The sequence below is a fragment of the Marinobacter sp. LM1 genome (assembly GCF_042763285.1).
Lineage (GTDB): Bacteria > Pseudomonadota > Gammaproteobacteria > Pseudomonadales > Oleiphilaceae > Marinobacter > Marinobacter nauticus.
The window spans coordinates 2,373,146-2,398,794 of the sequence record NZ_CP114373.1; the positions used below are offsets into that span (position 1 = coordinate 2,373,146).

Consider the following 25,649-nt stretch of genomic DNA (forward strand, 5'->3'; position numbering starts at 1 on the left):
GATCATGGATCGACAACAGATACTGGAAAACCTGAAGGGCGAAACGCAGACCTTCGATGTGGTAGTGGTCGGCGGCGGCATTACCGGCGCCGGCGTTGCCCGCGAAGCCGCGGGCAGCGGCTTGAAGACGTTGCTGGTGGAGCAGAAAGATTTCGCCTGGGGCACCTCCAGCCGTTCTTCCAAGATGGTCCATGGCGGACTTCGCTATCTGGCCAGCGGACACATCGGGTTAACCCGCGATGCCGTCCGGGAACGCGAACGCATGTTGCTGGAAGCGCCTGGACTGGTCGATCCACTGCCTTTCCTGATGCCCCACTACAAAGGCAGTTTCCCGGGCCCCGGGCTGTTCCAGATGCTGCTGGCCATGTACGACCGCCTGGCCGGCACCCGCAGCCATCAGAAATATACGCCAGCGGAAACCCTGAACTGGGCCCCGGGGCTCGATACTACCAACCTGCGCGCCACCAGTCGTTTTACCGATGCGGTGACAGACGATGCCCGCCTGGTCCAAAGGCTGATTGCCGAAGCCTCCCACGACGGCGCCATGTGCCTGAACTACGTCGCCGCGACCGCCGTCGACCGGGATGATAACGGAACTGTCTGCGGATTAAGACTGACTGCCGAAGAGAATGCAGAGCAGAGCGCCATCACGGTCAATACCCGATGCGTTATTAACGCTACCGGCGCCTGGGCCGATCGGTTGCAGAAACAATCAGCGACGGATCACCCGCTCACCATCCGACCGCTGAGAGGCAGTCACCTGGTCATTCCGTGGCACAAGCTGCCGGTGACCTGCGCTGTATCCCTGATCCACCCGGATGACCGAAGGCCTGTATTTGCCTTCCCCTGGGCAGGTGCCACGGTTCTGGGAACAACCGATCTCGAACACGCCAAAGATCTGAACGAGGAGCCGGCCATCACCGGTGGGGAAGTAAATTATCTGCTGCAAATTGCCACCCGTTTATTCCCCGGTGCGACCATTGATCGGGCCGACGTGCTGTCCACCTGGGCGGGCGTTCGACCTGTGGTCACCGACGGCGGAGGTAAAGCTCCGTCCCGGGAGAATCGGGAACACGCCATTCGGCACGACAAGGGCCTGATCAGCATCGCCGGCGGGAAGCTCACCACCTTCCGCCAGATGGCACGACAGGCGTTGGCCATGGCCCTGGGTGATCAGCATGAAGACCGGCTTCGTAGCGACGAGCAACGGGTATTCACGGCCACGCCAAACGACCGTAAACCCGATGATATTACGGCGCTGGCCTGGCATCGACTGGGCGGCTATTACGGCCCGCACCGCCAGTCTATCCTGAACAACGGTGACGCCACCGAAATCCCGGACACCGGTGTGCTCTGGGCCGAACTGGAATGGGCCTGTCGCCATGAACAGGTTCAGCATCTGGATGATCTGATGCTGCGGCGTACCCGCCTGGGGCTGATCCTGCCTGACGGGGCGGCCAGTTTGCTTCCTGAAATCCGTAACCGATGCCAGAGCCTGCTTGGCTGGGATGATGCCCGCTGGCATCAGGAGCAAGAGCGATATCTGGCAACCTACCGTAAGGGCTATCAACTGCCGATGGGCGAGGATGCCCGGGATGCCTGAGACCCCACTGATACTGGCGATCGACAACGGCACCCAGAGCATCCGCGCCCTGCTGTTTGACACCCGGGGTAACTTGTTGGGCAAGGGCAAGCAGGAAATCGAGCCTTACTTTTCCGAGCAACCCGGCTGGGCAGAACAGCACCCGGAGTACTTCTGGGACAACCTTGGCATTGCTTGCCAGCAACTCTGGCAAACCACCAGCGCCCGCCCGCAGCAGGTGGTGGGCGTGACCGTTACCACGCAACGCGGCACGGTGGTCAACCTCGATCGTGAGGGCAAGCCCCTGCGGCCCGCCATCATTTGGCTGGATCAGCGCCATGCACGGGTAGACGGGGCGGTGAAAGGCCCCTGGGGCTGGCTGTTCAAGCTTGCCCGCCTGGAGGAGACCATTGGCCGCTTCCGGGAAAAAACCCAGGCGAACTGGATCGCGCAGAATCAGACGGACATCTGGGCGAAAACCCACAAGTACCTGCTGTTATCAGGCTATCTGAATTACCGATTGACCGGTGAATACCGCGATTCCACCGGCAGTCAGGTGGGCTACCTGCCCTTTGATTATAAACGCCAGCGTTGGGCGGGGCCCCGGGATTTCAAATGGCAGGTGATGCCGGTGACCCCGGGTATGCTGCCTGAACTGATACCGCCTGGTGAACAGATCGGAACCCTGCTGCCTGAGGCGGCGGCGCACCTTGGCCTGCCGGGTGGACTGCCCGTCATCGCCGCGGCATCAGACAAAGCCTGCGAAATTCTCGGCTCCGGCGGTCTGTCTCCGGAGACCGGCTGCATGAGCTATGGAACCACGGCCACCATCAACACCACCAATGCCCGCTATGTGGAACCCACCCGGTTCATGCCGCCGTATCCGTCTGCCCTGCCCGGCCACTACTCCACCGAAGTCATGATCTATCGGGGTTTCTGGATGGTGAGCTGGTTCAAGCGGGAATTCGGGCTGCGTGAGCAAAAGCTGGCAGAACAGAAAGGCATTGAACCCGAAGCCCTGTTTGACGAACTGGTGAATGCGGTGCCGCCAGGCTCCATGGGTTTGATGCTACAGCCCTACTGGAGCCCCGGCGTGCGCCAACCTGGCCCGGAAGCCAAGGGGTCCATTATCGGCTTTGGCGACGTGCACACACGAGCTCACGTCTATCGGGCCATACTGGAAGGGCTGGCCTACGCCTTGAAGGAAGGCAAGGAACGCATCGAGAAACGCAGCGGCCAGGCTATCAAGCGGCTTCGAGTGGCAGGCGGCGGGTCCCAGAGTGATGCGGCCATGCAATTGACGGCGGATATATTTGGCCTGCCGGCGGAACGCCCGCATACCTATGAAACCTCCGGACTGGGAGCGGCTATTGATGCCGCCGTGGGGCTGGGATTACACCCGGATTTCGACACGGCGGTCACGGCTATGACCAGAACCGGCCGGGTATTCGAGCCCAACCCCGAAGCGTCTGCGCTCTATCAACGCCTCTACCGGGAGGTATATCAGGATATGTACCCCCGCCTGCAGCCACTGTACAAAAAGATCAGGGAAATTACTGGCTATCCGCGCTAGCTCTATTGGTGACTTTTTATTCACCCGCGCCTATAATGATGAAAATTCATCAAAGGAGGCCAGAGCATGCCAGAAGCGGTTAGCGTAGCACCGGAAACCAGCGATAAAGCTCTGCTGTCCAAAGCCCTGCTGAACGCAGCGAAAGCCTTTGGTCTGCCACAAGCGGAAATCGCAGCCGTGGTTGGCCGAAACCGCACAGGTCTGACCCGCGACGGCATCGATCCGGCCAGCAAGTCCGGTGAACTGGCATTGTTGTTTATCCGGCTTTACCGCAGCGTCTATGCATTGACCGGCGGTGAAAGGGAGGCCATGACCCATTGGCTGAACACGCCCAACCACTATTTTGAGGATACACCCAGAGAGATGATCCAGAGTACGGAAGGCCTGGTTCGGGTGGTTCACTACCTGGACGCCATGCGGGGGCGGATTTGAATTATCGGGAACGGATTGCCCAGTCCATCGCACCGCTGCAAGGCAGCCTGTTCCGGGTAGTGGAAAGCCAGGAAGACATCGCGACGGCGCGCATTGTCGACAGTATGCAGGAACAGAATCGACTGGAGGAACTGCTGGAAAGCAACAAGCCACCGGTACCCGGCACGGCACGAAAACGCCATTACCTGCTGACCACACCGTTCCGCTACCCGCCCCTGAAATACGGCTCACGTTTTGGCCGCAATTTCGAGCCAAGCCTGTTCTACGGAGCCATGGCCATTCCCGCTGCCCTGGCGGAAACCGCGTTTTACCGGTTTGTGTTCATGAGCCACCTGAAAACCCCGTTCAAGCGCCCGTTAACCACCTTGCACACGGTGTTCAGCGCGCGATTCCGAACGGAACGAGGTGTTCGGCTGCAGTCTGAACGCTGGCAGGATCTTCATCATACGCTGACAGATCCAGTCAGCTACCGGGAAAGCCAGGCTGTGGGTACCGACATGCGTAGCCTGCAAGTGGGCGCCTTCCAGTTTCTCTCAGCCCGCGCCCTGCAAGCCGGCCTTTACGCTCTTCCGTACCATCCAGACAACGGCGTTGAGGGCGTCAATGTGGCCTTGTTTAACGTCAGCGTGTTCCGGGACGCCGCACCCAGGAGTTATCAAAAACTGATTGCCGTGACGTCGCCCAGCCAGGTGTCCATGAGCCTGTCGGAACCGGATGGCAGTAAACAGGTTTACGAATTCAGCCTGGATCAGTTTCTGATCGAAGGCGAACTGCCTCAGCCGGCGCCGTAGCTTCTGCCGTTTCTCTCTTCTGATGATCGGCCTGCCAGCCGCCTCCCAGCGCCTTGTACAGATCCACCGCTGCAATCAGCCGATTCAACCGCACCTGGCTCAGCTGCTGGCGAGCATCAAACACGGTCCGCTGGCTTTCCAGCAAGGTGAGCAAGTCATCTGCCCCTTCCCGGTAACGCACCTCGGTCAACCGCAAGGCCTCTTCCGCCTGAGTCAGAATACTCTGTAACCGCTGCTCCTGGTCCAGGTACAGCGCTTCTCTGTCGAGTGCATCCCCTACTTCCTGGAATGCCGAGAGCAGGCTGGCACGGTAACTCGCCAACAACGCCACCCGCCGAGATTCCGAAATGGCAACATTGTTGCGACGCTGGCCTCCATCAAACAGAGTCTGGCTGAGGGCAATCAGGCCATTGGCGGTTTGCAGTGGGTCCGCCAGGCTTACAAAACTATTGGTGGAGAAGCGAACCGCGCCGCTGAGCGACACCGATGGCATCAAGGCCGCCCTGGCCTGCTCGACGTCCGCACTGGCGGCCATCAGCCGAGCCTCCTCAGCCGCCAGGTCCGGTCTTCGGGTAACCAGGCTGGCCGGCGTTTCCGGGTTGATCTCCGGCACTTGAACCGCAAGTAGCCCAGCCTCCGGAATCTCTTCCGTAAACGGATAATCCCCGGTCAGTAGCCGCAAGGCCGCTAACCGTTGCCGGGCCTGATACTCCAGTGGCGGCACCGCATTCTTCAGGTTCAGTACGGAGGTTTGCTGGCGGGACAATTCCGAGCGATCGGCCACACCGTTACGATACCGGGCCTCGACGAGGGCCAGTGTTTTTTCACCCAGTTCCAGATTCCGACGCGCAATATCCACGCGCTGCTGCAACTCCTGCCATTCGAACCAGGTACTGGCTACCGAGGCCACCAGCGTCATTCGGGCGGCGTCATAGTCATACTCCGAGCCCTGGAAACCCGCGAGAGCCCCGGCTTCCGCGGCGGACAGGCGACCCCAGAGATCCAGCTCGTAGTCAACCGACAGCCCGAGGCTACTCGAACCACTGGTGACACGATCCTGGCCGGAGGCCTCGCTTGCCTGTTTACCCGTGCTTCCCGACGCACCAAGGGTCGGCAGCAAGGCAGCTCCGGCGTTGCGCAACTGCAAGTCTGCCTGAATCACTGCCTGAGCGGTGGCGGCCAGGTCCGGATTATTCGAGAGTGCCCGGTCGACCAAACGGTTGAGCTCTTCGTCACCGAAGGCATACCACCAACGCGAACCAACCGCTTCACCGGCGCCAGCCCCGATGTGCCAATGGGCTGGCGGATTCAACGGCAGCTCAATGGGTTGTGGCGGAAAGCTCGCGCACCCGGTCAACAACACCGACAACAGTGCAATATGGCGAAGGCTCATAACATTACTCCGAGGCCAGGGCATGAACAGGGTCCAGATGGGCGGCCTTACGGGCGGGCAGAAACCCGAACAGCAGGCCTGTGGCAAAAGCGCAACCAAAGGCCAGAGCCATGGGTAGCAGCGTCATGTGAATGGGTGTGCCCAGAGAGCCAATAATCCGGGTTGCGGCAATGCCGATGACAACACCAATCAACCCGCCTATGGCCGATACCAGCCAGGCCTCGGTCAGAAACTGCTGCAGGATATTCCACGCCCGGGCACCGGTGGCCATGCGAATACCGATTTCGCGGGTACGTTCAGTGACGCTCACCAGCATGATATTCATCACCCCGATGCCACCCACAAGGAGGGAAATTGCTGCAATAGAGCCCAGCAGCCAGGTGAGTGTATTCTGGGTTTCCGAAATGGTTTCAATCAATGAAGCCATGTTGCGGATAGTAAAGTCCTCAATGCCATGGCGGGCCATCAGAGTGTCGTGAATGAGGGCTTCGATCTCATCCATACGGTCGATGTCGGCCACAGCCACGGTGATGTTGCGCAGGTGCGTTTGCCCGAAAATGCGCAGGCTGCCCGTGGTGTAGGGAACAAACACCACATCGTCCTGGTCCTGTCCCATGGGAGAGGCGCCTTTTTCATCCATCACGCCAATCACCTGAAACAGCACGTTGTTAACCATCAGGTGTTTACCAAGGGGGCTTTCGTCAGGAAACAGAGCGTTGGCGGTGGTTTTGCCCAATACTGCTACGGCTGCGTAACTGGCTTCATCCTGGGCGCTGAAGAAGGTGCCCTCAACAACAGGCCACTGGCGGGCCACCGGGAACCGGAAGGAGGTGGCATTGATCTCAGCCGAGTGATCCCGGTTGGAATAGCGCAGCGTCTGGCCGCCAGTAAGCTCAGGTATTGCTGCAAGAACACCCTCTATCTCATTGATTGCTTTGAAGTCAGATGGCACCAGTGTGGTCACGCTCCAGCGCCCACCCCGCTGATCGGGACCACCCGGGCGCACCAGCAGCAGATCACTGCCCATGGTGCTGATTCGGTCGACGACATCCTTTCGGGCCCCCTCCCCGATCGCCAGCATGGTGATCACCGAGGCAACCCCGATCACGATGCCAAGCAGTGTCAACGCCGTCCGAAACAGGTTGCTGTGCAGGGAACGCACAGCGCTTTTCAGGGCCTCCTGCCAATCCCCAAGACGAGAGTGGCGACGGCCATTCTGGTCAGTTTCTGGTATTTGCGCGGATGGCATTTCGGCGCCGGTGTCCTCAACAAGCTCACCATCGGCAATGCGGATTTGACGGCGGGCCACTTTTGCCACGTCGGGATCGTGGGTAATCAAGATGATGGTATGGCCTTGTCTGGAAAGATCGGTTAACAGCCGGATCACTTCCTGGCTGCTTTTGCTGTCCAAAGCACCAGTCGGTTCGTCTGCGAAGATTAACTGGCCGCCGTTCATCAGGGCCCGGGCAATTGACACTCGCTGTTGCTGACCACCCGATAACTGTGCCGGCCTGTGCGACAGACGCTCGCCCAGCCCAAGCCCGGTGAGTAACCGTTCTGCCCTTGCGTGCCGCTCGGCCGGCGCCATTCCGGCGTAAATGGCGGGGATCTCCACATTCTCACGGGCAGTCATCCCGCGCAGCAGGTTGTAACTCTGGAATACAAAACCAAAGGCGTCACGCCGAAGCAGTGCCAGTTCGTCCCGGTTCAGGGCGGATACGTCCCTGCCATTGAATCGGTACTGGCCAGCGCTGGGCTGATCCAGACAGCCGAGGATGTTCATCAGGGTAGACTTGCCGGAGCCCGATGGCCCCATGATGGCCACAAACTCACCGGGCCAGACCTTCAGATCAATGCCCTTGAGTACCGGAACCGCCAGTTCACCCTCACCAAAGGAACGGGTAATGCCTTGAAGCTCAATCAACGGCCGCGGACTCATCTCAGCATACCCCGAAAGGCAGATCTGCCCTCACCCTGAGCGGCCCGTGGATCACGGTTTGCGAGCACCACCTGATCGCCCTCGCTCACCCCGGACCGCACCTCCACGTATACCCGGTTGCTGATGCCGGTTTCGATGTCCCGAATCTGTGGCTGCCCCTTTGCATCCAGGACCTTGACCTGGTTTCTCGCCACCGCACTGACTGGCACCCGCAATACATTCAGTGCCTCCTCCTGAATAAAGAACACCTGGGCGGTCATCTGGGGCAGCAACCGCCCCTCCTGGTTATCGACCGTAAACAGGGCGTTGTAGAGCACCACGTTGTTGGTTACTTCGGGAGTTGGCTCAATGTACTGCAACTCTCCATAGAGCTTATGCTCGGCATCACCGAGTGTGGTGAAGTACACCCGCATGCCCGGTTGCAGCTTGCCGACGTCGGCCTCGGACACCTGGGCACGCACCCGCATGGTGCTCAGGTTGGCAATGCGCATAAGCAACGGCGCGGTCTGACTGGCGTTCAGGGTTTGTCCCTGGCGGGCTTCAATGGACACCACGGTCCCGTCCATCGGCGCATAGATTCGCGCATAACCCAGGTTGGCTTCTTCGGCCCGCAGTGTGGAGGAGGTCTGTTCAATCTGGGCTTCAAGCATGGCCAACTGCGCCCGGGCGGACGCTAACGATGCTTCGGCAGTCTGCAGGGATTCCCGTGTGGTCGCGTCTTCGCGCCACAGGTTCTGCTGGCGCTGGAACTGGGTCTCCGCCAGCCGCAGCTGGGCCTTGCGATCGGCTAACTGGGCCTGCTGGTTCTTCAGCTGGGCGCGGGTGGCATCCACTTTCGCCACATAGACGGTAGGGTCGATTTCCGCCAGCAGATCGCCGGTGCTAACGGGTTGGCCTACTCGTACGTGAATCAGCTCCAGCTGGCCGGAAACCTGTGCACCCACATCGACATAATTGCTCGGTTCAAGCACGCCGGTGGCCGAAACCAGATTCTGGATGTCGCCTCGGCTCACCGCCACGGTATTCAACGCCGGCTCATTGCCGTTACCGTTGCGGGCGTACCAAAAGGCAGCGAAAGCCAAAGCGCACAGTACAATCAGAAATCCAACCCACTTCAGCCAGCGATGCCCGGCACGGGTAGCAGAGGCCATTCAGATATCTCCATGAGTTCAAATCAGACCGAACCATAGAGAACTGATACGTGAAAAAGAAGTCGGGGATCAGGGTTTTGCGAAACCTTTACACGAACGATCTCAGGCGCAAAGAGGATATAGGGTTACAGCCCTCCTGCAGCGAGCTGAATAGCAATCGCAGCCATCATCAGGCCGATAACACCGTCAATCACACGCCACGCCGCAGGCCTGGCTAGCCATGGCGCCAGTCGGGAACCGGCCCAGGCCAGCGCACCAAACCAAAGCACGGACGCGCTGCTGGCACCTGCCACAAACGTGGCCGGATCCTGCTGCTGAGCACCCACGGCCGGAATCAGCAGTAACGTGTCCAGATAAACCTGGGGGTTCAGCAAGGTGACAGCCAATGTTGTAAGGATCACACCTTTGACGGTGCTGCGCCGAGCTTCCCCGGCCTCCAGCGACGCGCGCCCCCTCAAAACCCGATAGAACGCCTGGCCTGCGAGCAGCCCCAGGAACGCCACGCCCAACCACCTGAGCACATCCAGCGCCTCGGGCATGGCCATCAGTGCTGCACTCACGCCAAACATGCCCAGGGTGAACAGCAGGATATCCGAAGTCATACACAAACCTGCTGACCACCAATGGTGTTCACGACGAATGGCCTGGCTGAGAACGTAGGCATTCTGGGCACCAATAGCCACGATGATACCGCCACACACAACCAGGCCTGTCAGATAACTCTCAAACACCACTGCACTCCTTATGATTAATGACGAAAGCCTACCCCGTTACCGCTATACTTGAAATTCATCCTGTTAATACCTGATAAGTTTTTCTTATGCTTGACTACAAATTGCTGGAAGCCCTTGCGGCCGTGGTCGACGCCGGCGGTTTTGACAAAGCCGGCGACATGCTGGGCATTAGCCAGTCCGCCATTTCTCAGCGAATTCGTACACTTGAAGTCAGGCTTGGCCAACCTGTGCTGGTGCGAAGCCAGACTCCGAGAGCAACGCCCGCAGGCCAGAGATTACTCAATCATGTTCATCAGGTGCGCCTGCTGGAACGCGACCTGACCAGTTCCATTCCCTCCCTGGCCGAACCAGCCACTCGATTTCGCGTCGCGCTCAATGCCGACAGCCTCGCAACCTGGTGGGCCTCTGCCGTCGGCGACTTCTGTACCGAAGAAGGAATACTTCTGGACATGGTGGTAGAAGACCAGGACGTAGGACTGCGGCGCATGCGCGAGGGCGACGTAGCCGCCTGCCTTTGCAGCAGCCCTCAGCCGGTTGCCGGCGCCCGGTGCATACCGCTGGGAGTGATGACGTATCTGCCATTGGCCACACCGGAGTATACCCGCCGCTATTTTCCAGACGGGCTGAACAACGGGAGCCTGCAATCCGCGCCCGCCATTGTGTTTGGCCCCAACGACCAACTCCAGCATCGATTTCTGGCCCAGGTAGGCTATCAGGGCAAATTTCCGCACCACCTGTGCCCCTCATCCGAAGGCTTCGTAAAGCTCGCGCTGGCCGGCATGGGCTATGGAATGATTCCGGAAATTCAGGCCCGGGAGCATATCCAGGCAAATCAACTGGTTAATATCGCCCCTGGCAGCGGCCTGGAAGTACCGCTTTACTGGCACTTCTGGCGGCACGGTGGGGAGTTGATGTCTCGGTTGACCCGGAAACTTCAGGATTCTAACGGGCTGGTTTAAGTGGTTTCTGGTGATCAGGGTATCTGCCTAGAAAAAATAGCTATGCAAACCATCCAGACAGGAGTACAGTGGCGGTCGTTGGAAAGATTTAGCAAAGCATTCATCAATAAGACGCATCCCTGTTGTTATAAGTAGTGTTCGTCCTGTTTTTGATCACGCCAGTTTTTATGTTTCCGCACACCGCTGACCTGCCCTCACAACGAGATCAGGCGGCACATTAAATGATTGAATTCAGGATAGTAAAATATGTCTACTGTTACCGGTACTGTTAAGTTCTTCAACGAATCCAAAGGCTTCGGCTTTATCACTCGTGAAGGCGGCCCGGACGTTTTCGTTCACTACAGCGCCATTCAGGGCGGCGGCTTCAAGACTCTGGCAGAAGGCCAGCAGGTTGAATTCACCGTGACTCAGGGCCAGAAAGGTCCTCAGGCGGAAAACGTAGTTGGTCTGTAATTAACAGCCCAGTACGATCAAAAAGGCAGCTTCGGCTGCCTTTTTTGTTGCCTGAAATTCCGTGTTAGTCCGTATTCATCCTTATTAGTACCATGGTCGGGCTCACCTTGAGCCACGCTAAGGCCTATAATGCCTGCTCGGGTGAATTCACTCCCCAGGCCCTCGAGGCTCAGCAAACCAGAAAAGGCCCACCATGTTTTCTGAACAGTTCTATTCCGTCCAGGACGGACGTATTGTGATTTCCGCACCCCAGGCCAGCTACTTTGCCAAAGAGATCGCCGGGGACTTCAATCCGATCCACGATCCGGACGCCCGTCGTTTTTGCGTGCCCGGCGACCTTCTGTTCACCATTGTGGTGTCCCGTTTCGGGCTCTCAGAAAATATGACCTTCAAGTTCCGTAACCTGCTTGGTGCCGAGGTTCCGCTTGAGTTCCGCGAAAGCGAAAATGGCGAAGCCATCAACGTTGTCGACGAAGCCGGTAAGGTCTACCTGGAAGTTACCCGTAAAGGCGCGGTAACCCGGGATGAAAAAGTGATTGAAGAGTTCAGTCGGTGCTATGTTGCGGCGTCCGGGAAAAACTTTCCGCACACGCTCAAGCCCTTGATGGAATCACACGGGGTGATGTTCAATCCCGACCGGCCAATGGTGATGTATGAGAGCATGAGCCTGGCTCTCACGCAGCTGGAGAACCCTCAGCCAGACCTTGAGTTGAATAATGCGGATCTGGAAGTTGCGGGGAAACGCGGCAACGTAACGCTCGAATACAATTTGCAGTCTTCTGGAAAAACCGTTGGCGAGGTTTCCAAGCGCCTGGTGCTGGCTGGCCTTCGGGAATACTGCCCTGAAGCCATGGCCGGCATCGTCGAAGAATTCTACCGGCTCAAGGCAAGGGGTACCCGCTGGGGGATAGAGAGCGAGGATCAACCTGCCGGATTGTAACGTTCAAACGTTTGCAGGCAGACATCCACGGTTACCGATAACGTTTTCAGCGCCGCAGCCCGTGCCCTGCCTTCCGCACTCGCCCGGTAGAGGTGCGGGGTCATTGCCAATAAATCGGCAATAGGATCGGCGCCCTCGAGATGCAGTGTAAAGCGTAAATCCTGGGTGCCAATTCGCCGAAATCCTTCTGGTACCAGAGCCACTTTACGAGAGTCTGCGCGAACTTCCGGATAGACAATCTCCCGCAACTCCCTCAGATGATCCTGGCCGGCGTCTACTTGCACCAGTCGCCCACCCGGCCGCATAACCCGGGCAAACTCCGGATACACCGGAAATCCGAAAAGGCAAAGAAGACGGTCCACTGAAGCCGACAACACCGGCAGATTAGCATTGCTGCCAACCACCCAACATGCGCGCTTTTCCCTGCGCGCCGCCGCCAGCACCGCCCACTTGGAAATGTCCAGTCCGAGCAACGATAGTGAGATTTCGTCCTCCTGGGACGCTAGTTGGCGCAGATAATAGCCCTCACCACAGCCGGCATCCAGACAACTGAGTTCGCTGCCCGTCGCAGCGTCGTTCAGGATTGCAGCCGACACGGCATCCGCAATCGGGCGATAGTACCCCGCCTCAAGAAAGCGCTGGCGCGCCGCCACCATGGTTTTACTGTCGCCGGGATCTTTCGAGCGCTTTTTCTGAACCGGCAGCAAATGTACGTAACCCTGCCGCGCAATGTCGAAGCTATGGCCCTGCGGACATCGCCAGGCTTTATCTACCCGCTGCAGCGGGTTGCCGTCGAGTGGGCAGGCGAGGGATTCGAAGGAAGTGATGTTCACTGAGCGTCCAAACGTTGGAAATGCCGGGCCATTCTAACAAGGAATACCCCATCAGGCTCGCAAACTGCGGAATGGCTTCCTATTCTTGTTGTGAATGACTCGAAAACGCTTAGATGCGTTCTCACCCACCGGGAGGAGTCTCGTCCGTCATGGAGAGGAATAAGGACAGATCGTCGTTACCGTCACAATCGGAGCAAAGTGAACAAAAGTTCCATGAGTTGATTGAGAGCCTGCCGATGGTTGCCGTTCAGGGTTACGACCGGAATCGGAGGGTCATCTATTGGAATGAAGCCAGCACACGATTGTATGGGTACTCCAGAACTGAGGCTCAGGGAGAGCTGCTGGAGGACCTGATTATTCCGGAGCCCATGCGCGCAGCCGTCATTGAGGCCCATACTAACTGGCTTGATCACAACATCAGCATTCCCTCGGAAGAACTGGAACTGAAACATAAGGCGGGCCATCTGGTGCCGGTTTATTCCAGTCACGTCATGATCAAACAGGACACTGGCGAGTGCGAGATGTTCTGTATCGACATCAGCCTGGAAGAGCAGAAGCAAACCAGGGAAGAGCTGGTCCACCGCGCCAGTTTTGATGACCTTACCGGGCTGCCCAACCGCCGTTTGATGGAATCTGAGCTTGAAAGCCGTTTGGCGGAGGCAGAACGCCAGGATCGTGAAGTTGCCGTGATCTTTCTGGATCTGGACAACTTCAAACTGATCAACGATACCCTCGGCCACCATCACGGCGACACCCTCCTTAAATCGGTAGCCGACATTCTAAAGCAGGAACTAAGGCACAGCGATCTGCTCAGCCGTTTCGGAGGCGACGAGTTCGTGCTTCTTCTGTTTGATTTTGACGGCCCAGAGGGAATTCATGAATTGCTCCAGCGTCTGATCAAGGCGCTGGAAAACAAAGTGCAGCTTCAAGGTGATTGCTATCAGGTATCGGCAAGTTTTGGCGTCAGCCTTTACCCACACAATGGCGGCACCGTAGCAGAACTCATGGGCAACGCAGACGCGGCCATGTACCGCGCAAAGGAGATCGGAAAAAATACGGTCTGCTTCTACACCTCTGATATCAACGACCGGCTGGTCGAATACCAACAGATAACCGCCCTGCTGCGCCAGGCCCTGACAAATGGTGGCCTGGAGCTTTACTACCAGCCACAAATAGACCTGAGAACTGGTGGGACGACCTCCTGCGAGGCGCTTTTACGATGTTTCGATAAAGCATCAAACCTTGTCTCTCCGGCGACATTTATCCCGGTCGCTGAAAAATCCGGACTTATAAACCGTATCGGTGACTGGGTCATCGATGCCGCATGCAAACAGCTCAAAGCCTGGCAGGGAACTGAGCTCGCGGGCGTGCGTATTGATGTCAATCTGTCCGGTCGCCAACTGACCAATCCACACCTGGCTGACCAGATCCTGGAAACCATCCAACACTATGGCTTGAAACCTGAGCAACTCGGGGTGGAGCTCACGGAGAACGAGGTGTTTGGCAGTGAAGAAAGCCAAACCAGGCAACTGGAGCGCCTCAAGGCTGCGGGGCTCCATATATCCATTGACGACTTCGGCACTGGTTACTCTTCCCTGGTTTATCTTCGGAAGCTGCCGGTATGCAGCATCAAGATCGATCGAAGCTTCCTTCACTATGCTATGGAAAACGAAAGCGACATGTCCATCATGAAAGCCATGGTTACGGTCGGCCAGAGTCTCGGGTTGAGCATTCTTGTAGAAGGTGTAGAGACGGAGCAACAGGCAAAGCTGATACGTGATCTCGGTTGCGATTTCGCTCAGGGCTTTCTTTACGCCAAACCGATGCCGGCGAAAGCGGCAGAGGCGTTTATGAAGCTCCGGACTTCGCGCAATTTATAAGCAACGAACGAAGCCTGATTTCATTCGGATTAGCCTTGCTGAAGGGGTACGCCAGGGGGCCCCCAGAATCGGACTCCCTCGATTTCAACACCGCTGTCTTCCAAATAGATGGCTTCGGTTAATGCCTGCCGCGCGAGTTCCGGAGTTTCCTGAAAAGCCCAGTCATGGTTACCGGCAACAACAATCTTGTGCCTGTGAGGCAAAGTCCCAAGCCAGTCGTTGAAGTCTATGACGTTTTCTAACGTACCCTGCCCCAGGCAGTCCCCGGCATGAATCAGCACATCACCGTCCGGGATGCCTGGAATGCACCTATGCAGGCTGTGGGTGTCGGAAATACAGACCAATTTCATTTCATTCAATCTGTGTTTAATGGGTTAGAGATTTCGCTCCACTGTATACAAGATAACAGCAAGCTGTTGGCAATTTCGGTAACCCTTTTTCGACAATCAGGGGTAGAAGCCCTCGCTGCTACATAGGCTTGATGTCTTCATTTACCAGGATTCGATATGCCTGTTCCAGCGCATCGAAGATCTCTTCTGGAACCTTGTACTGATATTGCTTGCGTCGGTGATTCGAAATGCGGCCGTTCTGGTCCAGGCAGAACATCACCAGCCTGGAGAGATCGGTGTTGGGTATATCGAAGGACTGGTCTATGCGGCGGTAGATTTCGTCGTACCGCGTGAGGAACACGGTCTCTTCTTTCAGGTGTTGTTCAATAGCCTGTTTGGTTGCACGGGCCATAAATTCTGCGCAGTGGGTGCCATCCCAGTACCGGTAAAGGGCTTCATGGCCCTTAAATTCGAACTGAAACTGGTTTTCGTCGATGTAAGTAACATCCCAGTACTGCCTCGCTTGTTCCGAAAACGCTTGCAGCACACCTAGATATTCGGATTCATTCTGGCGTAACACTATGGATACAGGAAGCACCAGGCCATTCTGAAGGGCTCCACGCTGGCACAGTACCTGGTGAAACAAAAACCGGGACAGGCGGCCATTGCCGTCCATAAAGGGATGAACAAAAACAAAACCAAAAGATACGATGCTGGCCAATACCAGTGGGTCCGTATCTTCCGGCTGCTGGTTTGCCAGCACCATCAGATGTTCCATCAAGGAACGCGAGAGTTCCGGGGCCGGCGGCACATAGCTAACACCCAGCGCACCGCGCAGGCCGTTACTGAGATAGTTCTGTTCCGTTCGGAAAGACACCGCCTGGGAGAACACGTTGCTGATAACGGCGTTTTGCAGGTCTACCAGGTAGTCTTCATCCAGTTTTCGGGGGCTGTGGGCCTGTTTCAGCAGGTTCACAAAGCGGGTGGCTTTATCTTCCGACGGTGCTTCGTTTTCAATGGCGTAGGAATCCCTAGTTTCGTGCAGGTAGGCCCAGGCCAGCGTGCGGTTAAGAATGTCTTTCGGCAGCGACTCGGTAAACTCGGTTGCTTTTTGCAGCAAGTGTTCATCAAGCAACGCCTGAAGCTCTCTGGTTCGCCGCACTGTGATGCAGTAATCCAGTGTGCCCAGGCCATTGAATATCACTCGCCAACGGGGATTCTTCTGTCCCTGGCCGGTAATGTAGGCTTTGGGGTTAAACAACGGCACGTAAGCCTGCTGGATGCTCTCCGTGGCGCGTCGAATCGTCTCACCGGTAAAGTGTTCCCACAGGAAGCAGGCCTTGCGCAGGTATTGGCTGTTTGGGGAGGCATCAAAGGCCTGCCGGATCTCAGGCTCTGGGATGGCCGGCAGTGCCTGGGCCAATACTTGCAAGTTGATACCTTCGTGTTTGATGGCAAACAGAACGTGCCCCAGGCGATCGTCCGGGGCCGGGGCCAGCTTTGCGGGCACAGCAATAGTCTGGCCGATGGTTTCCTTGCGGGTGACCGAGCGCACTTCCGCAGATATCGCCGGCGCTATGGCCGAGATACTGTCCTGATTAATAAGATGTGCGTAACCTGCGTACTGCATGTTTTCCCTTTCATCCCCTCGCCAAAACTTTATTTACACGAAACTCCCTTTTTTTACACTTTTGATAATATAGGCAACATTTTTTACACGCAAGGTCCGGGTGCTCACATTGACTGTACCTGCTGCGAGGCACTAAAAGCGAGAGCAGGAAATCATCTCGCCGTTATAGTCAAAATCGACGCTGAAATCGCTGAGAGAGATGGAAAAAATTAGGAAAACGTTCGCGGGAAAGACGCCGGTTATTTTCCGAAATCGTAAGCAACTGAAAAGCAAGGGTAAAATGGAGGCGCGGGTCGGAATCGAACCGGCGTACACGGAGTTGCAGTCCGCTGCATAACCACTCTGCCACCGCGCCGGGGAAGCCTGGATTCTGGCTTTTGCTCTCAGGAGGCATTGAGAGACTTGGAGAAATTGGAGCGGGAAACGAGATTCGAACTCGCGACCCCAACCTTGGCAAGGTTGTGCTCTACCAACTGAGCTATTCCCGCTCTAATGTTTCAGAGGCATTGCCTCGTCAACGGCTGCGTATTCTACGGATTCCGCCTTCGCCGTCAACACCTTTTTTTCAACTTTCTGTTTTTACTGAAAATCTGCACAAAGTTTAGCCAGCAACGATTCAGGATCGATCCCCAGCCACCGCTGTTGCATTACGCGCGCCGGCCAGCTGCCCGGCGGAATCGCAGTTCAGGTAACTGGAGGACTGGAGCCATTCCTGATCGGGATAGTATTTAAACACCAGCTGTCCGCCCTTGAGCTCGTCTACCACGGTTTTGATGATTTGATTGTCTACCGCCGGGCAGCCATGACTACGGCCGATTCTGCCGTACTGTGTTACCCAGCTGTCCTGAACGTAGTCTGCACCATGGATAACAATCGCCCGCTGACGAGCAAGATCGTTGAAACCCGGTTCCAGTCCGTCAAGGCGTAACGAATAGCCATGGGAACCCCGATAGGATTCGGCGGCTTTGAACAGGCCGATACTGGACTGGTGACTGCCCTCGATATTGGAAAATGCGGTTGCCTCAGCATTACCGGAGTTTTTACCGTGAGCCACGAGGTCACGAAGGATTAATTCTCCTTCGTTCAGATCAAACAGCCACAGCCTTTCTTTCGAGGACGGCAAAGAGAAGTCGATCACAGCCAGCCGCTCCGGCATGGCTGTGCCATTGCTGATGGCGCAACGGGTTGCCTTGAGTGCGGCTTCGAGAACCTGCGGGCTGAGCTTGGGAGCCGCGGAAGCCAAACGTCCAAACATATCATCGTTCGCGGTTTGGGCGTGGCCTGCGGCCGACAACCCAAGGGTAAAAAGCGCGCCTGCAACCAGAGCAGAAATTCCTCGTCGTTTGTGATGCTTGGGCATCAAACTTACCTCTCAACCAGATAGAAGCTGCATAAATCCGCAGATCAAAAAATGCCCTATTCTACCAATAAAAAATGAGACACCCGTCATCGCCGTACAAAAAATAAACAAGCAGTAATCAAACATACGAATTCCGGGGTGTGGCTCCGGCGTGATAGCATTGACTCAACTCAACGGGGTGCCTGGAAGGGCTGAGACCATACCCGCGGAACCTGACCCGGTTAATACCGGCGTAGGGATTGAGTCACCACCTTTCGTGGTGTTCGCGGCATGGCACCCCCACTACTGAACAAGGTGCCAATGTATGATTTCACGCTTGATTCCCGCGTTGTTCGCCGTGTCGCTGCCGCTGATGGTTGCCGCCGATGAACCGACCGGCCTGAATGTGTATACCCATCCCTCCTTTGCCGCCGAATGGGGCCCGGGGCCCGCGGTTAAAGAGGCGTTTGAAGCCCAATGCGGCTGCTCCCTGAACTACACGGTATTGGACAGCGGCGGAGACATTCTGCAAAGGCTCCGGCTGGAAGGAAGCTCCACCCCGGCAGATGTGGTTCTGGGGCTGGATACCGGCACCATGGAGACCGCTCGGCAAACCGGCCTTCTGGGCCGCCACGGCCAATCACTGGAACGCCTGGCATTGCCTGTTGACTGGGACGACGACACTTTCGTGCCCTACGACTGGGGCTATTTTGCCTTTGTCTACGATACCGAGCAGTTGTCGGAGCCGCCCTCAAGCCTTGAAGAACTGGTCAACGCGCCAGACGATCTCAAGATCATTATTCAGGATCCGCGCACCAGCACACCGGGACTCGGCCTGTTGCTCTGGATGCATGCCGTCTATGGTGATGAAGCGCCAGCAAAGTGGCAGCAGCTCAGCGACAAGATTCTCGCAACCACCCAAAGCTGGAGTGACGGTTATTTCTCGCTATTCATGAATGGCGAAGCGCCTATGATCCTCTCTTACAGCACTTCTCCTGCGTATCACATGGCTATCGACAAAACTGACCGTTATCAGGCGGCCCGTTTCAATGAAGGACATTACCTGCAGGTGGAAGTCGCCGCCCTGGTGGAAAGCTCCGATAACAAGACACTTGCCAGAGAGTTTCTGGACTTCATGCTGACCGCGGACTTCCAGCGTCATATTCCACTGAAGAATGTGATGTATCCGGCGGTTGATCTTGGCGATGAATTGCCAGACGTTTTCGACAAGCTGATTACACCATCCGAAGCCCTGTATATAGACCCCGCGAAAGTTGCCACCATTCGCCGACAGTTGGTGAACGACTGGCTTGATGCACTGACCGACTGAAGTGATGCCAACACACGCGAGAGCCGCCCCCTTCAGCCATCCTGGCTGGCAAATCTGGCCTGGCCTGTTACTCGGCACCGGGCTATTGCTGCTCGTGGCACTTGGCTTGTTGAGCATACTACAGGAGGCCGGAGAGCTGGATCCGGGGCGCACGTTAGCAAGCTCCTATTTCCAGAGCGTGGTCCGATTTACCCTTTGGCAGGCCTTTTTATCTGTCCTGTTAAGCCTGGCGCTGGCGCTCCCGGTAGCGACCGCCCTCGCCCGCTACAGAAGCTTCCCTGGTCGCACATTGATTCTGCGGCTGATGGAGTTGAGTCTGGTCTTACCCACTATCGTGGCAGTCTCAGGCATCATAGCGGTGTTTGGTCGGCAGGGCTGGTTCACCGGCCTGCTCAATATCTGGGTTCCTGTAAATGGATGGAATCTTTATGGGCTGAACGGCATTCTGCTCGCCCACGTGTTCTTCAATGCGCCACTGGCGGCCCGAATCCTGTTGCAGGCTCTGGATTCCATACCCGCGCCACGAATGAGAACCGCCTCTCAGCTTGGGCTCGGCGGCTGGTGGCTGTGGCGTGCGGTACACTGGCCCGCCATCAAACCGGTCCTGCCCGGCGTGGCGGCACTGGTGTTCACGCTCTGCTTCACCAGTTTTGCCATCATCATGACGCTGGGCGGAGGGCCAGGAACAACCACCCTGGAAGTCGCCATCTACCAGGCACTGCGCTTTGAATTCGATTTCGCCCGTGCCGCACTGTTTGCCATTCTGCAGCTGTTGATCTGTGGCAGCCTCTGGTGGCTGGTTTTCCGGAAACGCCTGGACACCGCGGTACTGCCAAACCGACGGCTATCGCGTCAGGTCCCTCTGTTCGCACGGCGCTGGCAAGGGTTTTCAGCAAGTCTGCTCCTGGCGATTTTCACGGCCTTTCTGGTCGCGCCACTACTGGCTATTATTCTGCGCGGTTTACCGGCCTTGTGGCCAACGGCGGATGCTACTTCTATTTATCAACAGCTATTGCCGGCCACCGCTCGCAGCCTGTTAATCGCCCTTCCAGCCGGGCTCGGTTCGGTGGTCGTTGCCTTGCTAACCCTGGCGGCAACCAACAGGGCTCGTCTGCGCTGGCTGGCCATAGTGCCGGCCGTCACTGGCTATCTCCCATTGATCGTACCGCCTCTGGTACTGGGGACCGGGCTTTTATTCTGTTAAGGCCGCAATTGGGGAACACCATGCAGGGCTGGTTCCTGGTGGCACTGATCAACGGGCTGATGGCCGTGCCGTTTGTGCTACAGATATTGCGCGGACCTCTCGCAAGCCTGGACGCCGGATCACTCAAACAGGCAGACCAACTGGGCCTCCTGGGCTGGTATCGATGGCGATGGCTGTATTGGCCGCATCTGCGCCGTCCAGTTGCTCTGGCCCTGGCGTATGGTGTGGCATTATCTCTGGGTGACTTCGGTGTTATCGCCCTGTTCGGCAGCCCGGGCAAACCGACGCTCCCGGTTTTGCTTTATCAGCAACTGGGCAGTTACCGGTTGGCGGAAGCTGCAGGTACCGGGCTCTGGCTGTTGGGGCTGCTGGTACTGATCTTTGTATCGCTCTCCCGTGTTCCCGGCATTAAGTCCAGAACAACTTCCGCTGCGAGCCAACCACTGCCGGAGCCTGAACATGCTTGAGATCAAAGATCTGGCCTTCGAGTATGGGCCTGACGGTCGTCTCTGGCGATTCGATTTTTCCGTGCCTGCCGGCGAATGTCTGGCCATCCAGGGCCCCAGCGGTTCCGGCAAATCAACCCTGCTCAGTTTGGTTACAGGTTTTCTCCCGCCAGCCAGCGGCCGGATTCTCTGGCAGGACAAGCCGATCCACTTGCTAAAGCCCTGGCAGCGCCCGGTCACGAGCGTGTTCCAGGAACACAACCTGTTCGAGCACCTGGATGTCTTCACCAATATTGGCCTTGGCATTCACCCCGGCCTCAAGCTGGATGAATCTCAACGCCACGCCATTGAAGCCGGACTGGAACGCACCGGGTTAGCAGGTTTCGGTCCCAGAATGCCTGGCGAGCTTTCCGGTGGCCAACGCCAGCGCGTTGCCTTGCTGCGAGCCATCCTGCGGCGCCAACCATTGCTCTTGCTGGATGAGCCGATGACTGGCCTGGACACCGAGACCCGGAAGATTCTGTACGCCATGCTGCTGGAAGAGAAAGCCCGGGGCATCACCATGCTACTGGCCAGTCACGATGAAGAAGAACGCAGAATACTGGCAGACAGCCACTGGAATCTTTAAGCTTTCAGAGAACTCAAACAGGGACTCCGTGACTCCGTGGCAAATGAACCAGGCCTATCTCAGCCACTTGGCGCCCACACTCCCGGTAACGCCGAATTCGGTGGCCATACGCTGAAGTTTTCCGGCGACTGGACTCTGTCCCACTATTCCGTCCTGAATCGGCAAACAACTGCCCTGAAACCTCGCGCAGCCGCCTGCAACCCGGATTTTTCCGGCCTGGGCCGCCTGGACACCGCCGGCGCCTCGTTGATGGTGAAATTGCTTGGCAGCGACGCTCTGATCAGCGCTCTGCAACGAGCTGAATTACCGGATGAACAGCGCGCCCTGATACAGGCGGTTGCTGAAGCCATGAACCAGCCATCGGCGGCGGTCGCAACCGTTAACCCGGTCGTGGCGTTTCTGGCGGAGATAGGAAAGAAGGTGACCACGCTGGGGCAACTTGTCTGGTTGCTGGCCGGGTTTATTGGCCAGACGCTGGGCACGCTGTTCTACATCCTGCCCCGGCCTACTCGCTGGCGTATAACGCCCTTTGTGGCGGCACTACACGACACCGGCCTGAACGCCCTGCCCATTGTTGCCCTGCTTACCTTTCTGGTTGGCGCCGTGGTTGCGTTTCTTGGCGCGACAGTTCTTGAAGACTTTGGCGCGACCATTTACACCGTGGATCTGGTGGCGTTCTCATTCCTGCGGGAGTTCGGCGTACTTCTGGCAGCCATCCTGCTGGCCGGCCGAACCGCCAGTGCCTTCACCGCACAGATTGGCGCCATGAAAGTCAATGAAGAACTCGACGCTATTCGCACCCTGGGGCTCAATCCGGTGGAACTGCTGGTCGTTCCCCGGGTTTTGGCGATGATGTTCAGCCTCCCCATTCTCACGTTTATCGGCATGATCTCGGGCATGGTCGGTGGGGCTGTGGTCTGCGCGGTGGCTCTGGACATTCCGCCCAGCCAGTTCATTGCCATTGTCGAACGGGATATTGCCCTGAAGCACTTCCTGGTCGGCCTTGGCAAGGCGCCGGTGTTCGCATTTCTGATCGCCGTCATTGGTTGCCTGGAAGGCTTCAAAGTGGCCGGCAGTGCTCAGTCTGTCGGGGAACACACCACCTCCAGCGTGGTGCAGTCTATCTTTATGGTGATACTGCTGGATTCCGTGGCAGCGCTGTTTTTCATGGAAATGGGTTGGTAAGGCATGGCGGATCATCCGGTCATACAGGTACGTGCACTCGACAACCGGTTCGGCAGCCACATCGTTCATGAGAAACTCGATCTGGATCTGTATCCCCGGGAGATTCTTGGTGTGGTCGGCGGCTCCGGCACCGGCAAGTCCGTTCTACTGCGCAGTATTGTTGGCCTGAATCCACCATCCGGCGGGCACATCACCGTTTTTGGTGAAGATTTGACGGAACTATCCGCCACCGAACGCTCTCGCTATGAGCAACGTTTCGGGGTTCTGTTTCAGGGCGGCGCCTTGTTCACGTCACTGAACCTTGAGCAGAACATCGCGCTGCCGCTGATTGAACACGCCCGACTGTCGCGGGCCGAAGCGGAGGAACTGGCCCGAATGAAGCTGGCCTTGACCGGCCTGCCACCAGAAGCCGCCACGAAATACCCGGCCGAACTCTCCGGCGGTATGGTCAAGCGGGCGGCCCTGGCCCGGGCGCTGGCGCTGGACCCGGAAATCCTGTTTCTGGATGAACCAACCGCCGGTCTGGACCCGATCGGCGCTGCCGCCTTTGACGAGCTGATTGTCACCCTTCGCAACGCACTGGGCCTGACGGTATTTCTTGTTACCCACGATCTGGATACCCTGTACACCACCTGTGACCGTGTTGCGGTTCTGTCTCAACGCAGGGTGCTGGTTGCCGATACTCTGGAAAAGGTGGCACAAACCGACGATCGCTGGATTCAGGACTACTTCCATGGTCCCCGTGGCCGCGCGGCGATTACAGCCCACAACAGGCTAACCAAACAGGAGCCCGGTTAATGGAGCCCAAGGCCCATCACGTTATCATCGGATTCTTCACGCTTGCGGCAGTCAGCGCTGCCTTGCTGTTTGCCCTGTGGCTTGGAAAATCATCTACCGACACCAACTGGGCCTATTACCGGATCGGGTTTGATCACCCGGTTGGCGGGCTGGCCAAGGGTAACCCGGTCCTCTATACCGGCGTCCCGGTGGGCGACGTGCTGGATCTTACCCTGGCGCCGGACAACCCCGCCCATGTGCGGGTACTGGTGAGGGTGAACCAGGATATTCCGGTACGGGAGAATACCCGCGCGGGCCTGGTCCTGGCCAACATAACCGGCAGCATGAGCATACAGTTTACCGGAGGCACACCAGACAGCCCCATTCTGGAAGGCCACAAAGACAATCCACCGCTGATAGCCGCCGAGCCTTCGGCCTTCAGTAACCTGCTGACCAACGGCGAGGCCATGCTCAGCAAAGCAGAGCAGTTGCTGGAGAATGCCAACCGACTAATGTCCGAAGACAACCTGAGCAACATTGCCGAAATTCTTCAAAACACCCGCCAGGCCAGTGAATCCCTGCTGGCGAGCCGGGACGAGCTTGAGGCGCTGATGACCCGGTTCGATGACGCCGGCATCCGTGCCGAAGAAGCTGCCATCAAGGTGTCTGCCGCAGCAGACAGGTCCCGAGAGGTACTGGATGAGCGGGTGGAACCGGTTCTCCTGGCCATGTCCAGGGCGCTGACCACCCTTCAACCTACCCTGGATCGACTGGACACCCTCACCGGCGACAACGAACTGGCGCTGGACGCCGGGCTTCAGGGTCTGGGAGAAATAACCCCTGCATTGCAGGAGCTGCGTAGCACCTTGCGCAACCTGAACTCATTTACCCGCAGGCTGGAACAGGACCCCACCGGAACCTTGTGGGGCGGCACCGGCATCAAGGAGTACGAACAATGAAAGTGCTATCCGCTCTCGCCTTGGGCCTGGTTCTGGCTGGCTGCACGGTCTTCCCGGTGCCCGAATCCCCTCGCCTGATGGAGCTGGCACCAGCGAGTGACTTGCCAGCTTTTGAACAGGCGCTTCCGGCCAGCCTTCGGGTAGATACGCCACTGGCTTCTGACCCGCTGGACAGCGCTCGTATTCTGATTAAACCGTCGGCTTACGAATACCGGGCCCTGGCAGGCGCCCGATGGCGAGAGAGTATTCCCGTGGTCGTTCGCGATCACCTGTTGGAAACCTTCCGGGCAAGCGGCGCGTTCGCGAATGTGATGACCGACACCAGCCCGGCAACGTCGCAGTTAACCCTGGTCTCCGAGCTGACTGGATTTCAGGCTGAAAACGGTGAGAACGGCACCCGGGTGGTGATCAGGCAACATCAGCAACTCATGGATAATCGCACCAGACGGAGCTTGTGTGTGAGGAGTTATGAGGCCAGGGCGAACGCAAAAAGCACCGAGCTGGGGGAGTTGATGAAGGCCTTCAGTAACGCCAGTGCACATTCATCCGTGACCACCGTCACCTGGGCACATCAGTGTGTGGCCCAGGAACCTCCGGCCAATTAACCTGCCTCTTTCGGAAACAGGTCAGCCCAGGCGGCGCGAAGGTAAAGAATCATGGACCACAGAGTCAGCACTGCTGCGATGTATAGCAGACCGATGGCCACATAAGCCCAGAAATTACCCGGCGGAAACGCCAGCAACCCCACAATGGACGCCATCTGAGCGGTCGTCTTGATCTTACCGATATAGGACACGGCAACACTGGCGCGACTGCCCATTTCGGCCATCCATTCACGTAGCGCGGAGATAACGATTTCACGACCGATAATCACGGTGGCGGGAATTGTCAGCAGTACCGCCGAATACTCTTCGATCAGGACCGCCAGCGCCACTGCCACCATGAGTTTGTCGGCCACCGGATCCAGGAAGGCGCCGAAAGGCGTACTCTGGTTCAGCTTGCGGGCCAGGTAGCCGTCCAGCCAGTCCGTCAGACCCGCCAAAGCAAATATGATGGCGCTGACCAGGTAGCTCCACTGCATCGGCAGGTAAAAGATCACCACGAATACCGGAATCATCACGATACGGGACATGGTCAGTATGTTCGGTAAATTCATGGTGTT

At 57.5% G+C, this 25,649-nt stretch carries 25 protein-coding genes, 2 tRNA genes and 1 riboswitch; of the genes, 16 read left to right on the forward strand and 11 right to left on the reverse strand.

The genetic code is table 11. The features are described 5' to 3' along the window. Window positions 1-4 precede the first annotated feature (4 nt). The 4 genes from OZ656_RS11125 to OZ656_RS11140 all read left to right on the forward strand — a co-directional run bounded on the left by OZ656_RS11125 (window position 5) and on the right by OZ656_RS11140 (window position 4,378). Window positions 5-1,603 (forward strand): glycerol-3-phosphate dehydrogenase/oxidase, encoded by a 1,599-nt coding sequence (locus OZ656_RS11125; protein WP_011784837.1) that lies wholly within the window; start codon window positions 5-7, stop codon window positions 1,601-1,603. Beyond that, window positions 1,596-3,155, forward strand: coding sequence for an FGGY-family carbohydrate kinase (locus tag OZ656_RS11130; RefSeq protein WP_011784836.1), 1,560 nt, complete (start codon window positions 1,596-1,598; stop codon window positions 3,153-3,155). Before OZ656_RS11125 ends, OZ656_RS11130 begins: the two co-directional genes overlap by 8 nt. A 66-nt stretch (window positions 3,156-3,221) precedes the next feature. After that, a complete protein-coding gene (locus tag OZ656_RS11135; RefSeq protein ID WP_278349981.1) occupies window positions 3,222-3,587 on the forward strand; it encodes an MbcA/ParS/Xre antitoxin family protein in 366 nt (121 codons plus the stop codon). Further along, window positions 3,584-4,378, forward strand: a complete 795-nt coding sequence (locus OZ656_RS11140) for an RES family NAD+ phosphorylase (protein ID WP_278349982.1) — start codon at window positions 3,584-3,586, stop codon at window positions 4,376-4,378. Before OZ656_RS11135 ends, OZ656_RS11140 begins: the two co-directional genes overlap by 4 nt. Here OZ656_RS11140 and OZ656_RS11145 read toward each other — a convergent pair. The 4 genes from OZ656_RS11145 to OZ656_RS11160 all read right to left on the reverse strand — a co-directional run bounded on the left by OZ656_RS11145 (window position 4,326) and on the right by OZ656_RS11160 (window position 9,592). Next, window positions 4,326-5,771, reverse strand: a complete 1,446-nt coding sequence (locus OZ656_RS11145) for an efflux transporter outer membrane subunit (protein ID WP_278349983.1) — start codon at window positions 5,769-5,771, stop codon at window positions 4,326-4,328. The two genes, OZ656_RS11140 and OZ656_RS11145, sit on opposite strands and share 53 nt — an antisense overlap. A 4-nt stretch (window positions 5,772-5,775) precedes the next feature. Continuing rightward, the gene (locus tag OZ656_RS11150) at window positions 5,776-7,710 is read right to left on the reverse strand and encodes a MacB family efflux pump subunit (RefSeq protein ID WP_278349984.1); all 1,935 of its coding nucleotides are present in this window, start codon (window positions 7,708-7,710) and stop codon (window positions 5,776-5,778) included. Continuing rightward, window positions 7,707-8,861 (reverse strand): efflux RND transporter periplasmic adaptor subunit, encoded by a 1,155-nt coding sequence (locus OZ656_RS11155; RefSeq protein WP_286715381.1) that lies wholly within the window; start codon window positions 8,859-8,861, stop codon window positions 7,707-7,709. The genes OZ656_RS11150 and OZ656_RS11155 overlap by 4 nt, the downstream gene beginning before the upstream one ends. Before the next feature lie 125 nt (window positions 8,862-8,986). Then, window positions 8,987-9,592, reverse strand: a complete 606-nt coding sequence (locus OZ656_RS11160; protein ID WP_278349986.1) for a LysE/ArgO family amino acid transporter — start codon at window positions 9,590-9,592, stop codon at window positions 8,987-8,989. An 89-nt stretch (window positions 9,593-9,681) separates the two neighbouring features. Here OZ656_RS11160 and OZ656_RS11165 point away from each other — a divergent pair, with 89 nt between their 5' ends. From OZ656_RS11165 to OZ656_RS11175, 3 genes are all read left to right on the forward strand, one after another. After that, complete coding sequence (locus OZ656_RS11165) at window positions 9,682-10,554, forward strand: LysR family transcriptional regulator ArgP (protein ID WP_278349987.1); 873 nt, start codon at window positions 9,682-9,684, stop codon at window positions 10,552-10,554. 246 nt (window positions 10,555-10,800) lie between these two features. After that, window positions 10,801-11,007, forward strand: coding sequence for a cold-shock protein (locus OZ656_RS11170; RefSeq protein WP_011784828.1), 207 nt, complete (start codon window positions 10,801-10,803; stop codon window positions 11,005-11,007). A 193-nt stretch (window positions 11,008-11,200) separates the two neighbouring features. After that, window positions 11,201-11,947: a DUF3581 family protein gene (locus tag OZ656_RS11175; RefSeq protein ID WP_278349988.1), complete on the forward strand. Its 747-nt coding sequence runs from the start codon at window positions 11,201-11,203 to the stop codon at window positions 11,945-11,947. On the opposite strand, the gene OZ656_RS11180 is transcribed toward OZ656_RS11175, so the two are convergent. Then, window positions 11,929-12,780 carry a putative RNA methyltransferase gene (locus OZ656_RS11180; RefSeq protein WP_278349989.1) on the reverse strand — a complete coding sequence of 284 codons (852 nt, stop codon included), beginning with the start codon at window positions 12,778-12,780 and terminating at the stop codon, window positions 11,929-11,931. The two genes, OZ656_RS11175 and OZ656_RS11180, sit on opposite strands and share 19 nt — an antisense overlap. A 149-nt stretch (window positions 12,781-12,929) precedes the next feature. Between OZ656_RS11180 and OZ656_RS11185 the strand changes: the two genes are divergently transcribed. Continuing rightward, entirely contained in the window at window positions 12,930-14,660 is a 1,731-nt protein-coding gene (locus tag OZ656_RS11185) for a bifunctional diguanylate cyclase/phosphodiesterase (RefSeq protein ID WP_286715376.1), read from the forward strand. A gap of 29 nt (window positions 14,661-14,689) precedes the next feature. Here OZ656_RS11185 and OZ656_RS11190 read toward each other — a convergent pair whose 3' ends face one another. The 5 genes from OZ656_RS11190 to OZ656_RS11210 form a co-directional block, all read right to left on the reverse strand. Next, a complete protein-coding gene (locus OZ656_RS11190; protein ID WP_379944482.1) occupies window positions 14,690-15,010 on the reverse strand; it encodes a metallophosphoesterase in 321 nt (106 codons plus the stop codon). A 118-nt stretch (window positions 15,011-15,128) separates the two neighbouring features. Then, window positions 15,129-16,619: a Fic family protein gene (locus OZ656_RS11195; protein ID WP_199452636.1), complete on the reverse strand. Its 1,491-nt coding sequence runs from the start codon at window positions 16,617-16,619 to the stop codon at window positions 15,129-15,131. Between the two features lie 281 nt (window positions 16,620-16,900). Beyond that, window positions 16,901-16,974, reverse strand: a tRNA-Cys gene (locus OZ656_RS11200). A 57-nt stretch (window positions 16,975-17,031) separates the two neighbouring features. Continuing rightward, window positions 17,032-17,107: transfer RNA gene (locus OZ656_RS11205), tRNA-Gly, on the reverse strand. Between the two features lie 128 nt (window positions 17,108-17,235). Then, entirely contained in the window at window positions 17,236-17,979 is a 744-nt protein-coding gene (locus OZ656_RS11210) for a murein L,D-transpeptidase catalytic domain family protein (RefSeq protein WP_278349990.1), read from the reverse strand. Between the two features lie 164 nt (window positions 17,980-18,143). Beyond that, window positions 18,144-18,235, forward strand: a riboswitch (TPP riboswitch). Window positions 18,236-18,283: 48 nt separating this feature from the next. Between OZ656_RS11210 and thiB the strand changes: the two genes are divergently transcribed. Genes thiB through OZ656_RS11250 form a run of 8 tightly spaced genes read left to right on the forward strand, consistent with a single transcriptional unit; the run spans window position 18,284 to window position 25,092 of the window. Next, complete coding sequence (gene thiB / locus OZ656_RS11215; protein WP_278349991.1) at window positions 18,284-19,288, forward strand: thiamine ABC transporter substrate binding subunit; 1,005 nt, start codon at window positions 18,284-18,286, stop codon at window positions 19,286-19,288. Window positions 19,289-19,292: 4 nt separating this feature from the next. Beyond that, a complete protein-coding gene (locus tag OZ656_RS11220) occupies window positions 19,293-20,492 on the forward strand; it encodes an ABC transporter permease subunit (protein WP_379944483.1) in 1,200 nt (399 codons plus the stop codon). Between the two features lie 20 nt (window positions 20,493-20,512). Further along, window positions 20,513-20,959 carry a hypothetical protein gene (locus OZ656_RS11225; RefSeq protein WP_379944484.1) on the forward strand — a complete coding sequence of 149 codons (447 nt, stop codon included), beginning with the start codon at window positions 20,513-20,515 and terminating at the stop codon, window positions 20,957-20,959. Then, window positions 20,952-21,566 (forward strand): ATP-binding cassette domain-containing protein, encoded by a 615-nt coding sequence (locus OZ656_RS11230; RefSeq protein WP_153740141.1) that lies wholly within the window; start codon window positions 20,952-20,954, stop codon window positions 21,564-21,566. Before OZ656_RS11225 ends, OZ656_RS11230 begins: the two co-directional genes overlap by 8 nt. 36 nt (window positions 21,567-21,602) lie before the next feature. Then, window positions 21,603-22,751, forward strand: a complete 1,149-nt coding sequence (locus OZ656_RS11235) for an ABC transporter permease (protein ID WP_011784705.1) — start codon at window positions 21,603-21,605, stop codon at window positions 22,749-22,751. A 3-nt stretch (window positions 22,752-22,754) separates the two neighbouring features. Then, window positions 22,755-23,549, forward strand: a complete 795-nt coding sequence (locus OZ656_RS11240) for an ABC transporter ATP-binding protein (RefSeq protein ID WP_011784704.1) — start codon at window positions 22,755-22,757, stop codon at window positions 23,547-23,549. Further along, window positions 23,549-24,487: an MlaD family protein gene (locus tag OZ656_RS11245; RefSeq protein ID WP_379944486.1), complete on the forward strand. Its 939-nt coding sequence runs from the start codon at window positions 23,549-23,551 to the stop codon at window positions 24,485-24,487. Before OZ656_RS11240 ends, OZ656_RS11245 begins: the two co-directional genes overlap by 1 nt. Next, window positions 24,484-25,092 carry an ABC-type transport auxiliary lipoprotein family protein gene (locus OZ656_RS11250; protein ID WP_379944487.1) on the forward strand — a complete coding sequence of 203 codons (609 nt, stop codon included), beginning with the start codon at window positions 24,484-24,486 and terminating at the stop codon, window positions 25,090-25,092. Before OZ656_RS11245 ends, OZ656_RS11250 begins: the two co-directional genes overlap by 4 nt. Here OZ656_RS11250 and pgsA read toward each other — a convergent pair. Next, window positions 25,089-25,643 carry a CDP-diacylglycerol--glycerol-3-phosphate 3-phosphatidyltransferase gene (gene pgsA / locus OZ656_RS11255; RefSeq protein WP_273031113.1) on the reverse strand — a complete coding sequence of 185 codons (555 nt, stop codon included), beginning with the start codon at window positions 25,641-25,643 and terminating at the stop codon, window positions 25,089-25,091. The genes OZ656_RS11250 and pgsA overlap by 4 nt on opposite strands. Window positions 25,644-25,649: the final 6 nt, after the last annotated feature.